Origin of the sequence: Nonomuraea zeae (genome assembly GCF_005889725.1) — a bacterium.
Lineage (GTDB): Bacteria > Actinomycetota > Actinomycetes > Streptosporangiales > Streptosporangiaceae > Nonomuraea > Nonomuraea zeae.
This window is the reverse complement of sequence record NZ_VCKX01000053.1, coordinates 1-13,140: the sequence shown is the minus strand read 5'-3', so window position 1 is coordinate 13,140 and position 13,140 is coordinate 1. Positions and strand designations below refer to the sequence as shown.

11 protein-coding genes are annotated in these 13,140 nt (G+C 70.3%); all 11 read left to right on the top strand.

Annotation, left to right across the window (positions count from 1 at the left end):
* Positions 1-9: 9 nt before the first annotated feature.
* The gene (locus ETD85_RS18965; RefSeq protein WP_138691062.1) at positions 10-1,008 is read left to right on the top strand and encodes an ABC transporter permease; all 999 of its coding nucleotides are present in this window, start codon (positions 10-12) and stop codon (positions 1,006-1,008) included.
* Positions 1,009-1,014: 6 nt separating this feature from the next.
* The gene (locus ETD85_RS18960) at positions 1,015-2,148 is read left to right on the top strand and encodes an ABC transporter permease (RefSeq protein ID WP_138691061.1); all 1,134 of its coding nucleotides are present in this window, start codon (positions 1,015-1,017) and stop codon (positions 2,146-2,148) included.
* Entirely contained in the window at positions 2,123-3,133 is a 1,011-nt protein-coding gene (locus tag ETD85_RS18955) for an ABC transporter ATP-binding protein (protein ID WP_240779234.1), read from the top strand. Before ETD85_RS18960 ends, ETD85_RS18955 begins: the two co-directional genes overlap by 26 nt.
* Positions 3,130-4,170 (top strand): ABC transporter ATP-binding protein, encoded by a 1,041-nt coding sequence (locus ETD85_RS18950; RefSeq protein WP_138691060.1) that lies wholly within the window; start codon positions 3,130-3,132, stop codon positions 4,168-4,170. Before ETD85_RS18955 ends, ETD85_RS18950 begins: the two co-directional genes overlap by 4 nt.
* The gene (locus ETD85_RS18945; protein ID WP_138691059.1) at positions 4,167-5,234 is read left to right on the top strand and encodes a sialidase family protein; all 1,068 of its coding nucleotides are present in this window, start codon (positions 4,167-4,169) and stop codon (positions 5,232-5,234) included. The genes ETD85_RS18950 and ETD85_RS18945 overlap by 4 nt, the downstream gene beginning before the upstream one ends.
* The gene (locus ETD85_RS18940; RefSeq protein WP_138691058.1) at positions 5,231-6,415 is read left to right on the top strand and encodes a sialidase family protein; all 1,185 of its coding nucleotides are present in this window, start codon (positions 5,231-5,233) and stop codon (positions 6,413-6,415) included. The genes ETD85_RS18945 and ETD85_RS18940 overlap by 4 nt, the downstream gene beginning before the upstream one ends.
* Complete coding sequence (locus ETD85_RS18935; protein WP_138691057.1) at positions 6,412-7,845, top strand: ABC transporter substrate-binding protein; 1,434 nt, start codon at positions 6,412-6,414, stop codon at positions 7,843-7,845. Before ETD85_RS18940 ends, ETD85_RS18935 begins: the two co-directional genes overlap by 4 nt.
* 14 nt (positions 7,846-7,859) lie before the next feature.
* Positions 7,860-9,242 carry a DUF5060 domain-containing protein gene (locus ETD85_RS18930; RefSeq protein WP_206058399.1) on the top strand — a complete coding sequence of 461 codons (1,383 nt, stop codon included), beginning with the start codon at positions 7,860-7,862 and terminating at the stop codon, positions 9,240-9,242.
* Positions 9,239-10,240, top strand: a complete 1,002-nt coding sequence (locus tag ETD85_RS18925; RefSeq protein ID WP_138691055.1) for a DUF5605 domain-containing protein — start codon at positions 9,239-9,241, stop codon at positions 10,238-10,240. Before ETD85_RS18930 ends, ETD85_RS18925 begins: the two co-directional genes overlap by 4 nt.
* Positions 10,237-12,342, top strand: coding sequence for a hypothetical protein (locus ETD85_RS18920; protein ID WP_206058398.1), 2,106 nt, complete (start codon positions 10,237-10,239; stop codon positions 12,340-12,342). The genes ETD85_RS18925 and ETD85_RS18920 overlap by 4 nt, the downstream gene beginning before the upstream one ends.
* The coding region (locus tag ETD85_RS18915) for a glycoside hydrolase family 28 protein (RefSeq protein ID WP_138691054.1) at positions 12,339-13,140 on the top strand (802 nt) is incomplete at its 3' end. The genes ETD85_RS18920 and ETD85_RS18915, both read left to right, overlap by 4 nt.

Sequence of the window (13,140 nt, the reverse complement as noted above, 5' to 3'; positions counted from 1 at the left end):
GGCGCCGACGTGCTGGCTTATTTCGGCCGCCGCCTGCTCTACGTGGTGGTGACGCTGTGGGTGATCTCGATCGCCGCCTTCGTCATCATCAACCTGCCACCGGGCGACTACGTCTCGACGCTGGTCGCCAACGCGCAGTCGGGCGGCGAGGGCATCACTCCGGCGGAGATCGCCAACCTCAGGCAGCGGTACGGCCTCGACGATCCGATCTTCGTCCAGTACTGGCGCTGGATCTCCGCCATCCTCCTCCACGGCGACTTCGGTCAATCGTTTGCCTGGCACCAGCCGGTCTCCACGCTCATCGGTGAGCGGGTCGCGCTGTCGGCGATCCTGTCGCTCAGCTCCCTGCTCATGGTCTGGGCGATCGCGTTCCCCATCGGGATCTACAGCGCGGTCAAGCAGTACTCCTGGGGCGACTACGGCTTCTCCTTCCTCGGCTTCATCGGGATGGCGGTCCCGGAGTTCATGCTGGCGCTGGTCCTCATGTACATCGGGTTCCGCTATTTCGGGCAGAGCGTGGGCGGGCTGTTCTCACCGGAGTTCCAGGACGCGGCCTGGAACCTCGGCAAGGTCCTCGACCTGGCCGGACACCTGTGGGTGCCGATCGTGGTCATCGGGGTGTCCGGCACGGCCGGCATGATCCGGGTGACCAGGGCGAACCTGCTGGACGAGCTCTACCGGCCCTACGTGCACACGGCCAGGGCCAAGGGGCTGCCCGAGTGGAAGCTGCTGCTGAAGTATCCGGTGCGGATGTCGCTCAGCCCCTTCTTCAGCACGGTCGGCTGGCTGCTGCCGGGGCTGATCGGCGGGGAGACCATCGTCTCGGTCGTCATGAGCCTGCCCACCGGCGGCCCGCTGCTGCTCAGCGGCGTCATGAACCAGGACATGTACCTGGTCGGCAGCTTCATCATGATCCTCAGCACGCTGACGGTGATCGGCACCGTGGTGAGCGACCTGGCGCTGGCGTGGTGGGACCCGCGTATTCGCAAACGGTACAAGAGAGAGTAGCGCCGCATGTTCCTCAGGCGACCGACGAAGGAAGTAGGGACGCTGCCGCAGTGGCGGCTGATGTGGCGGCAGTTCCGCCGGCACCGGCTCGCGATGGCCGGCGCGGCGATCCTGATCCCGGTCTACTTCGTGGCGATCTTCGCGGAGTTCTTCGCGCCGATGTCCAGCTCGACCGCGAACACGGCGATGACGTACGCGCCGCCGCAGGTGATGCGGTTCTCGGGCGAGCACGGCCCGCACGTGTACGGCTACACGACCCGGCGCGACGCGACGACGTACGAGCAGACCTACACCGAGGACCCGGCCAAGGTGACCAAGGTGGGGCTGTTCGTGCACGGGGACGAGTACAAGCTGCTCGGCCTCATCCCGTCCGACATCCATCTGATCGGTCCCGTGACCAAGGGTGAGCCGTTCTTCCTGCTGGGCTCCGACGCGAACGGCCGGGACCTGCTGTCCAGGCTCATCCACGGCGCCCGGGTGTCGTTGTCGATCGGGCTCGTCGGGGTCGCGGCCAGCTTCTTACTCGGCATGCTCATAGGCGGCATCTCCGGGTATTTCGGGGGCGCTGTCGACAACATCGTGCAGCGGATCATCGAGTTCCTGATGGCGATCCCGACACTGCCCCTGTGGATGGCGCTGTCGGCCGCGCTCCCCACCGATTGGGGGCCGCTGACCCGATATTTCGCCATCACGGTGCTCCTGTCGCTGATCGGGTGGACCGGGCTGGCACGGGACGTGCGCGGGCGGTTCCTGTCGCTGCGCGAGGAGGACTTCGTCACGGCCGCGCGGCTGGACGGCGTGGGCCGGCTGCCGATCATCTTCCGGCACATGATCCCGTCCTTCGCCAGCCACATCATCGCCTCGCTGTCGCTGGCCATCCCGGCCATGATCCTCGGCGAGACCAGCCTGAGCTTCCTCGGCCTGGGGCTGCAGGCGCCGGCGGTGAGCTGGGGCGTGCTGCTGGAGGGCGCGCAGAACGTGCGCGTCGTGGCGAACGCGCCGTGGATGCTCGCGCCCGGCATCGCGGTGGTGGTCGTCGTGGTCGCCATGAACTTCTTCGGTGACGGCCTGAGGGACGCCGCGGATCCGTATGGGAACAGGAAGGTGAACAGGCGTGCCCGCAGACGACGTGCTGCTTGAGATCGAGGACCTGCGTACGCACTTCCTCATGGACGACGGCGTCGTGGCCGCGGTGGACGGCGTGGACCTGCGGGTGCGCAAGGGCGAGACGCTGGCCATCGTCGGCGAGTCGGGGTGCGGCAAGAGCGTCATGGCCCGCTCGATCCTGCGCCTGGTGGACCCGCCGGGCCGGATCGAGGGCGGCCGGATCACCCTCAACCGCGCGAGCGGCCCGGTCGAGCTGGTCGGCGCCTCCCACAAGCTGCTGCGGCAGATCAGGTGGCAGGACATCGCGATGGTGTTCCAGGAGCCGATGGCCTCGCTGAGCCTCGTGCACACCATCGGCAGCCAGATCGTCGAGGCGGTCCGGCTGCACGAGAACGTCGGCAAGGCCGCGGCCCGCAGACGCGCGATCGAGATGCTCGACCGGGTCGGGATCCCCATGCCGCAGCGGCGGGTGGACGCCTACCCGTTCGAGCTGAGCGGCGGGATGCGGCAGCGCGCGATGATCGCGATGGCGCTGTCGTGCCACCCGAGCCTGCTGATCGCCGACGAGCCGACGACCGCCCTGGACGTGACCACGCAGGCGCAGATCCTGGAGCTGCTGCGGGACCTGCAGGACGAGTTCGGCATGGCGATCATGCTGATCACGCACGACCTCGGCGTGGCGGCGCAGGTGGCCGACAGCATGGCGGTGATGTACCTGGGCAAGGTCGTCGAGTACGGCGCCGCCGAGCAGGTGCTGGCCGCGCCCAGCCATCCCTACGCGCAGGCGCTGCTGCGCTCGATGCCGCGGCTGGGGCGGGCCTCGCGGACCCGGCTGACGGCGATCAAGGGCATGGTCCCGCCTCCGTACGCGCGGCCGGACGGCTGCACCTTCCACCCGCGCTGCGACCGCGTCATGGCCGGGCGGTGCGACTCGGTGGAGCCGCGCCTCGTCCCGGTCGGCGGGCGCGATGTCTCCTGTCTGCTCTACGAGCCTGATCATCACGGGGAGGACGAGTGAGCACGGAACCCCTGCTCAGGATCGAGGGGCTGACCAAGCACTTCCCCGTCCGCAGCGGCCTGCTGGGCCGGCAGCTCGGCGCGGTGAAGGCGGTCGACGAGGTCGACCTGGACATCGCGGCCGGCAGCACGCTCGGCCTGGTCGGGGAGTCCGGCTGCGGCAAGACGACGCTGGGCCGGTGCATCGTGCGGGCGCACGACCCGACCGCCGGGCGCATGCTCTACCGGCGGCCGGACGGCTCGGTGGTCGACGTGGCGGGGCTGAAGGAGAAGGAGCTCAAGTCGTACCGGGCGCAGGTACGGATGATCTTCCAGGACCCGCACTCGTCGCTCAACCCGCGCAAGACGCTGCGCGAGATCATCGGCGAGCCGATGCGGGTGCACAAGTACGGCACCAGGGACGAGATCGACGCGCGCGTCGGCGAGCTGCTGGAACGCGTGGGCCTGCGCCCCGAGTACGCCAACCGCTACCCCCACGCCTTCAGCGGCGGCCAGCGGCAGCGGGTCGGCATCGCGCGGGCGCTGGCGCTGTCGCCCCGGCTGGTCGTCGCCGACGAGGCGGTGAGCGCCCTGGACGTGTCGGTCCGCGCCCAGATCCTGAACCTGCTGACGGATCTGCAGGAGCAGGAGAGCCTCGGCTTCCTGTTCGTCAGCCACGACCTGGGCATCATCGAGCACGTCGCGGACGACGTCGCGGTGATGTATCTGGGGCGGGTGGTCGAGCAGGGCCCGACCGAGCGGCTCTACCAGCGGCCCATGCACCCCTACACCGAGGCGCTGCTGTCGGCGGTGCCCGATCCCGACCCGGCGGCCAGGAAGCACCGGGAGCGGATCAAGCTGCTCGGCGACATCGCCGACCCGGCGCACGTGCCGCCGGGGTGCCCGTTCAACCCGCGCTGCGTGTACGCCAAGGACGTCTGCCGCACCGACCGGCCGCCGCTGCGCGAGGTCCAGGGGCGGCGGGTGGCCTGCCACTTCGCCGAGGAGCTCGAGCTGCGCGGCGTCCCTGACCCGGACGTACGAGAGGTGACCGCATGACCGACCCGCGATTCGACGGCATCGTCCGGCCGTCCGCCGTGCTGCCCGGCGCCCGCGAGGCGCTGCTGCCGGCGCCGCACGGGCCCGACAACCACGCGGCCAACCTGCTGCGCACGCGCGGCGGCGACCTGCTGTGCACCTGGTTCAGCGGGCCCGAGGAGGGCAACCCGGGCACGAACGTGGTGGTCTCCCGGCTGTCCGGCGACCGCTGGGAGCAGCCGGTGCTCGTCGCCGCCGACCCGGGGCGCAGCGAGCAGAACCCGGTGCTGTTCGAGGACGGCGACGGGCTGGTGTGGCTGCTGCACACCTCCAGCGAGCCGTACGACCAGACGACGGCGCACGTCGTGGCCCGCACCTCGGCCGACGCGGGCCGCACGTGGGGCGAGCCGCGCGTGCTGTTCTCCGAGCCGGGCATCTTCGTCCGGCATCCGCCGATCGTCCAGGATGACGGGACGTGGGTGCTGCCCGCCTACCACAGCACCGCCCCCAACGACCGCGACCACACGGCCGCCGGCGACCGCAGCGTCGTCGAGGTCAGCGCGGACGGCGGGCGCACCTGGGACGAGCACCAGATCCCCGGCAGCGGCGACCTGGTGCAGATGACGATCGCGCGGCGACCGGACGGCCGGCTGCTGGCGATGTTCCGCGACCGGCGGGCGGGGCGGATCCACGCCAGCACCTCGGCCGACGGCCGCACCTGGTCCGCTCCGGAGCGGACCGAGCTGCCGAACAACGACTCCTCCGTCCAGCTCACGAGGCTCGGCGACGGACGGCTCGCGCTCGTCTACAACGACGCGAGCCTGGAGCGCGACCAGTTCAGATGGGTGACCAAGCAGGGACGGCGGCGCAAGAAGGCCCTGCGCACCCCGCTGGTCGTCGCCGTCTCCGAGGACGGCGGCGCGAACTGGCCGCTCCGGCGAATTCTGCAGGATTCCGACTCCGAGTATTGGCAGAACGAGCTCGGCTATTCCTATCCGAGCGTCATTGACGGCGGGGACGGGCGGTTGGAGGTCGCCTTCTCCTATCTGCGGAAGACCATCAAATATCTAGAGATTGGCGCATGATGAAAGTTCGGCAGAGCCTTTTATACGGTGCTCTGGCGGTGACGGTGGCCGTGCCCTCGTACCTCTCGGGCGAGCGCGACGACGGCGCGGTGAAGGTGGCGCCCACCGGCGCGTACGCCTGCCGCCAGGACGTGGCCGCCCCCGACACGAGCGTCCCCAAGGTGCACGCCGCCGCGATCGCGCAGGCCCCGCAGGGCGACCTGCTGACCGTCTACTACGGCGGCGCCTCCGAGGGCGCCCCCGACCAGGCGCTCTACCTGTCGCGGCTGGCGGCCGGCACGAAGACCTGGTCCAAGCCCGAGGTGGTGTTCGACGAGCCGGGCAAGGCCGACGGCAACCCGGTGCTGTGGTCGGACGGCAAGCGGCTCTACCTGTTCTTCGTGACGATCGAGGGGCACGGCTGGGAGCAGGCGCCGATCCGGCTGATCACCTCCGACGACGGCGGCCACACCTGGAGCGAGCCGGCCTCCATCCGCAAGGAGTGGGGGTGGATGGTCGGCACCAACCCGATCCGCATGTCGAACGGCGAGGTGCTGCTGCCCATCTACGACGAGTCGAAGTCCACCTCCGGCTTCTACGTCTTCAGCCAGGACATGACCTCGTGGAAGGCGTACCCGGAGGACACCGGGGCCTGGATCCGCACGCCGGAGGGCTCGATCCAGCCGACCGTCGCCGAGGTGGAGCCGGGGCGGCTGGTCGCGTACCTGCGCACCGGTGACGGCGCGATCTACAAGAGCGAGTCCACCGACTTCGCCCGCACGTGGAGCGCGCCGGTGGCCGAGCCCATCGGCAACCCGAACTCGCGCGTCGCCGTGCTCAAGCTGGACGACGGCAAGCTCGTGCTGGCCTACAACCCCTGGGTCGAGCACCGCTCCCCCATGCGGCTCTCGCTCTCGCCCGACAAGGGGCGCACGTGGGAGAACACGGTGGACGTCGAGGCGCAGTCGGGGCCGCAGTTCACCTACCCCGTGCTGACGCAGAGCGCCGACGGCTTCATTCACATGGTCTATTCCTACAACCGCAACAACATCCGGCACGTCGTCTTCAACGAGCAATATCTTCGCGACTCGGTCGGCCTGCTCTCCAATTGGCCCGAGCACACCATCACCGAATTCAAGAACGGCGTCCGGCGGAATGTCGTGCGCCAGTGCAGTTACGCGCCTGCGAAGGAGAACTCATGAGGAACCAGGTTCGTGGTCTCGCTCTGCTGGCGCTCGCGCTGAGCGTCACCGCCGTCCCCGGCAACGCCTCGGCCGCCGCCTGCAAGGACGTGCCGAACAAGTACAAGCTGCCGTTCAGCGTCTGCGACGACGAAGTGTTCATCTTCGCCGCCAACTACAAGCCGTTCGAGGCGACCGTCGCGGATGAGCAGGGAGCCGCGACCAGGGTCTTCGACGAGATCATCGGCAACAAGCTGCGCGCGGCGTTCCCTGACGTCAAGATCAAGTACGCGACGTGGGACTACCCCGTGCGGTACGAGGACCTCAAGGCGGCCGGGGTCACCCCGGACATCATCATCGAGGACCCGAAGAACCGCATCGACCGCGACCTCGAGCCGCTGGGCTGGGTCGGCGACCTCACGCCCGACCTGGAGAAGGCCGGCATCGACCTGAGCACCCTGAACAAGGCCTCGGTGGAGCTGACCAAGTCGCGCTCCGACGGCGGAATCTACGCCGTGCCGCTGTTCATCGACGAGCACGTGCTGCTCTACAACAAGAAGATCTTCGACAAGTTCCGCGTCAAGTACCCCAAGCCCGGCATGACGTACGACGAGGCGTACAAGAAGGCCAAGCAGCTGACCAGGGACGACGGCCTGGATCACTACAAGGGCTACATGCAGCACCCTGACCAGTACCTGGACTTCAACCAGGCCGGCCTCTACCCGTTCCAGCCGACGACGAGCGAGGAGCCCGCGCCCGAGGACGTCAAGGTCGACGTCAGCAGTGACGCCTGGAAGAAGTACGTGGACAACCTGTACCGCTTCCTGGAGATCCCGCGCAACGACTTCACCACCGTCACCGACTTCTTCAAGGGCGACATGAGCCAGCCGGGCCACCTGGCCATGGCGGTCGACACGCTGTCGCGGCTGAGCATGTACGCCGGCAACGAGCTGTTCATCGAGGACGGGGACGAGGCGGCCTTCGCTGATCAGGCCAAGAGCGTCGACATCGGCGTCAGCTCGATCCCGATGCTCAAGCAAGACTCCAAGACGATCTACCAGCCGAACACGCGGGCCGCGTTCATCCCGCCGTCCTCGCCCAAGAAGGACCAGGCGTTGCAGATCGTGAAGTGGCTGGTCTCCGAGGAGGGCCAGACCGAGCTCTCCAGCCACGGCGTCAAGGCGGTCCTGCAGACCGACAAGGTCGTGCAGAGCTTCGGCAAGGCCATCCCCGAGCTGGCCAAGATCGACACCTCGGCCGTCTACTGGGGCGAGAACGCCGCGATCTCGAACTACCAGAACACCGAGTACTGGGACCTGCCGCTGTGGTCGGTCTACCGCCAGCACATCCTGCGTGACGGCGGGACGCCCGACCAGGCGCTGGCCCTCACCCAGCAGCAGGACATCCCCAACTACATCACGGCTCAGGCCGCATCCGGAAAGGATTGGTAACACTGTCCCCCATCGTGGAACGCTGGGGCGTCCACGAGATCGAGCTGGCCGGGCCGGCCGGCGGCAACCCCTTCGCTGAGGTTCGCCTGTCGGCCCGGTACCAGTTCCGCAATCGCATCGTCGAGGCCGAGGGCTTCTACGACGGCGAAGGCGTCTACCGCGTCCGGTTCATGCCGGACGCGGTGGGTCCGTGGAGCTACACCACCGTCAGCAACGTGACCGAGCTGGACGGCCTGTCCGGAGCCTTCTCCGTGACGGCCGCCTCCCCCGCCAACCACGGCCCCGTGCGGGCCGTGGGAACCGACTTCGCGTACGCGGACGGCACGCCGTACCTGCCGTTCGGGACGACCGCGTACCACTGGACGCACGACATGGACGAGGAGCGCGAGCGCCGGACGCTGCGGACCCTCGCCGCCTCCCCCTTCAACAAGCTGCGCATGTGCGTGCTGCCGACCGGGCCGATGCTGCCGCCCGAGGTGCCGTTCGCCGGCGAGGATCCCGGCGGGCTGGACAAGACCCGGTTCAACCCGGTCTTCTTCCGCCACCTCGAAGCCCGCGTGCGCGACCTGATGGAGCTGGGGATCGAGGCCGACGTGATCCTCTTCCACCCGTACGACGGGGGCGTGCGCGGCATCGAAGACATGGGGCGCGAGACGGACCACGCCTACCTGCGCCACGTCATCGCCCGCCTGGCCGCCTACCGCAACGTCTGGTGGTCGGCCGCCAACGAGTACGACTTCAACAAGTCCAAGAGCGTCGAGGACTGGGACGACATCCTGCGCACGATCCAGCGGCTGGACCCGTACGAGCATCTGCGCTCGATCCACAACGGGACCCGCATGTACGAGGTCGCGACCCTGTACGACAACACCAAGCCCTGGGTGACGCACCAGAGCATCCAGCACTGGGACGTCGCGCCGACCGGCGAGTGGCTGCGCGCCTGCCCCAAGCCCGTGGTGCTCGACGAGATCTGCTACGAGGGGAACATCGGCAAGCGCTGGGGCAACGTCACCGGCGAGGAGCTGGTGGACCGCTTCTGGGAGGGCATGACGCGCGGCGGCTACGTGGGCCACGGCGAATCGCTGGCCGGCCACGAGGAGCGGGCGTGGATCGGTAACGGCGGCGGTCTGTACGGCGAGAGCCCGGCCAGGATCGCCTTCCTCCGGAAGATCGTGGAGGAGCGCCGCGACGGCACCGTCCTGCGCTACCTGGGCCGGCGGCAGCCCGGGCAGGTCACGCTGGAGCTGCCGGCGGACGGCGGGTACGCGGTCGAGCTGATCGACGTCTGGAACATGACGGTCACCCCGGTGGACGGGGTGCACCGGGAACGGGTCCGGGTCGGGCTGCCGCGCCGTCCGTACCTGGCGCTGCGCATGACGAAGGTGGGAGACCGATGAAGATCGGGCCGATGGCGACGACCGCGCTCGGCTGGCACCTGCAAGGGGAGAAGCGGCGCGCGCAGACGCTGGCCACGCTGCGGTCCTCGCCCTTCGACCGGGTCCGGATGGCGGCCTGCGCCACCCGGTGCACGCTCGACGAGCTGGAGGAGCGGGTCGCGGAGCTGGCGGCGATCGGCGTGACCGCCGAGCTCGTGCTGCTGCGTCCCGACGACGGCGTCGCCGACGTCGGCGCGGCGGCCCGGTACGTGGCCGAGGTGGTCCCGCGGCTGGCCGCGCACCCGAACGTGTGGTGGTCGCTGTCGGACGACCCCTCGGGGATCCCGGGCCTGTCCGAGCACGACTGGGTGCGGCTGGCGCACCTGGTGGCAGAGGAGGACTTCGGCCACCACCCGCTGTCGATCACGACCGGGCCGGACTCCCCGCTGTTGTGGCGGCACGGGTTCACCCATGGCAGCGTGACCGCGCCCCGGCCGCGCGACGCCTGGGTGCGGACGCGCGAGCACCACAAGCCGGTGCTCATGGACATGTGCGGGTACGAGGGCGACGCGGACGACCCCTGGCACAGCCTTCCCCCTGAGGAGGTCGTCTCCAGCGCGTGGGACGGCGCGATGCGGCGGCGCTACGTGACGCACGGCGAGATGTACGCCGACGACGACGGCCTGACCTGGTCGCGGAACGGCGGCACGCTGGTCGGCGCGGCCGTCCCCCGGCTCGCCCTGCTGCGGCAGGTGCTGGGCGGCACTCCGGACGAGGCGCGCTACCGCGACCGGGACGCGCCCATGCTGGAGGTGCCCGGCGAGTTCTACCTGGAGTTCTGCGGGGACCACCGCTTCCCGCAGCGGGAGTACGAGGTGCCCGCCGGCCGGTACGAGGTCGAGGTGATCGACACGTGGCAGCTGACGGTCACCCCGTGTGGCGTGCAGGAGGGCCCGACGGTGACGGTTCCCCTGCCGGGGACGGTCGGGCAGGCCATCCGGCTGAGGCGGTGCCCGTGACGGCCACCGCGCCCCCGCACCGGGCCCCGGACACCACCACCACGGACACCACCACCACGGCCGCCACCACCACGGCCGCCATCGCCGAGCCGGGCGGGAAGGTCGTCGAGATGGTGACGGGGCCGGGCGGGCCGGAGATGCTGCTCGGCCTCCGCGGCGCCGGCACCCCGTACCTGAGGGTGCCGCTGCGCGGCCTGCTCACCGCCTCGGCGGGCCGCCCGTGGCGCATCGAACCCGCCGAACCCGGCACCGTCCACCTGCGCCGGGCGGCCGGCGCACCGGCTCACGGGCTCGCCGGCGGCGGGACCCTGGTGGTGACGGCGACGGCCGGGGCGCTGGACGCGCGGCTGGAGCTGGCCTTCACCCCGGACGGCCTGCTCACCCTCACCACCACGTGGCGCAACGGCTCGGGCGAGGAGGTCGCCGACGTGGCGGCCGGCCTCCTGCTCCCCCTCCCCGCTGACGACGCCCACGTGACCATGCCCGGCGTCCTCTACAACGACAACCCCTCGTCGGACCCGAGCCGGAAGGTCCCCCACATCGGGTACGTGTGCGAGGAGCACCGCCTGCCCATCCCCGCCGTCAACGCCGCCTGGGACGACCGCTACGTCAGCCTCTTCGCCCACCCGGAGGCGACCCGGGCCGAGGACGGCACCGTCGCCTACGGCTCGCTCGGCGTCGTCAGGGCGCCGGGCCTCACCGTGGCCGCGATGACCGGCGTGATCATGTTCGACGGCGAGCCGGACGTCTGCTACGTCAGCAAGGCCGAGGTGGCGGACCGGCCGGTCGGCTACCGGGACCTCGCCCCTGGGCAGACGCTCACCACCCACCACACGCTGGACTGGGGCCCGGTGGAGCCGCGCGGCCTGGGTTTCCGCAAGCTCGTCCACACGAAGCTCTACCCGGACGGCGGCGCCGCGCCGCTGCCGGTGGACGAGATCGTCCGGCTCAAGACCGGCGCCATGGACGCGCGCTGGACGGGCGACGGCTACCTCGCCTACGAGGGCGTCCGCCACGGCCGCCCCCGCTCGTACCTGTACGGCTGGACCGGCCAGTGCATGAAGCTGGCCCGCTGCGACGCCCTGCTCGGCGTCCAGGAGAACCGGCCGGAGCGGATCGAGCGCGCCCGCCGCGCCGCCGACTTCTACGTCGAGGGCAGCGCGACGCCGGTACGCGGCCTGCGCTCGGCCCGCTACCTGGTCGACGACGCCAGGTGGGAGATGTTCCGCAAGGACGGGGCCGACTTCGTCTCCAGCCGCGCCCACGGCGAGACGATCGCCGACCTGGCCGCGCTCGCCGCGCAGTTCAGGGACGCGGGCCTGGAGGTGCCGCCGGAGTGGGAGGAGGCGGTGGAGGACGCCGCCACGCTCTTCTGGCACACGAGGCTGGCCGAGGGGGTCGTGCCGCTGGGCTGGACCCCGCTGGGGTCGCCGATCACGCCGATGGTCAGCGCGGCGGGGATCGCGTGCGTGCAGGCCATGCTGGGGGCCTACCGGCTGAGCGGCGAGCGCGTGTGGCTGCTGCGGGCCGAGGAGGTGCTCGGCCGCTATCACCGGTTGCACGCGGCCACGTTCGAGCGGCCGTTCGCGCACGCCACCCTGGACGCCTCCGGCGAGGACAAGGAGGCCGGGATGTACTTCTTCCTGGCCGCCCACGAGATGTACCGGCTGACGGGCCGGGAGCTGTACGCGCAGTGGGCGGAGGTGGCCGCCGACTGGCTGCTGACGTTCGTCTACGTGTGGTCGCCGGAGTTCGGCCGGGGCAGCACGTTCGAGCGGCGCGGCTTCAAGGCGTACGGGTGGCCGTCGGTGAGCGTGCAGAACCACCACCTCGACGTGTTCTTCCCGACGTCCGAGCTGGCGGAGTTCGGCCTGACCACCGGCCGCCCCTGGTACGCCGAGCGGGCCGGGGCGATCCTGCGCGCCATGGGCCAGGGCATCTGCACCGAGCCCGGCGACTGGGGTTTCGAGGTGCCCGGCGAGCAGGGCGAAGGGTTCTTCCAGACCAACTGGCAGCGTACGGGCGAGGCGAACACGTGGAACCCGTCCTGGGTGATCGCGCTGCCCCTCTACCACGCGCTGCGCATGAGGAAGGTGACATGAACGAGGCCGAGGCCTGGCGGTACGCGGACGAGCTCCGGGACCGGGTGCGCCCGCCGGAGTTCCCCGACCGCTGGCTCGACGTGACCTCCTACGCGGCCGGGGAGAAGTGGACCGAGGCGTTCAGAGCCGCCATCGAGGCGTGTCACGAGGCGGGCGGCGGCCACGTGCGGGTGCCGCCGGGGACGTACCCCACGGGTGCCGTCCACCTGCTCAGCAACGTGGACCTGCACGTGGAGGCGGGCGCGACGATCCTGTTCAGCACCGACCCCGCCGACTACCTCCCGGCCGTCTACACCCGCTTCTCGGCCATCGAGTGCTACAACTACTCGCCCTTCATCTACGCCTACGGCCAGGAGAACATCGCGATCACGGGGAGCGGGGTGCTCGACGGCGGGGCCGGGCCGGAGCACTGGTGGCCGTGGGTGGGGACGCCGGAGTTCGGCTGGCGGGAGGGCACGCCGCACGAGGCCGAGGACTGGGCCGAGCTGCAGCGGATGGCCGTGGAGGGCGTGCCGGTCGAGGAGCGCGTCTTCGGCGCCGGCCACTTCCTGCGGCCGAACATGATCCAGCCGTACCTGTGCCGGAACGTGCTGGTGGAGGGCGTGCGGATCGTCCGCTCCCCCATGTGGGAGATCCACCCGGTCCGATGCGAGAACGTGCTGGTCAGGAACGTGTCCATCTACTCGCGCGGGCCCAACAACGACGGCTGCGACCCGGAGTCGTGCCGCTCGGTGGTGATCTCGGGGTGCGTGTTCGACGTGGGCGACGACTGCATCGCCATCAAGGCGGGGCGGGGGC

Excerpts from the sequence above, each read along its gene's own strand:
- ETD85_RS18935 (WP_138691057.1), top strand. The coding sequence starts at position 6,412 with ATGAGGAACCAGGTTCGTGGTCTCGCTCTGCTGGCGCTCGCGCTGAGC.
- ETD85_RS18925 (WP_138691055.1), top strand. The coding sequence starts at position 9,239 with ATGAAGATCGGGCCGATGGCGACGACCGCGCTCGGCTGGCACCTGCAA.
- ETD85_RS18940 (WP_138691058.1), top strand. The coding sequence starts at position 5,231 with ATGATGAAAGTTCGGCAGAGCCTTTTATACGGTGCTCTGGCGGTGACG.
- ETD85_RS18960 (WP_138691061.1), top strand. The coding sequence starts at position 1,015 with ATGTTCCTCAGGCGACCGACGAAGGAAGTAGGGACGCTGCCGCAGTGG.
- ETD85_RS18945 (WP_138691059.1), top strand. The coding sequence starts at position 4,167 with ATGACCGACCCGCGATTCGACGGCATCGTCCGGCCGTCCGCCGTGCTG.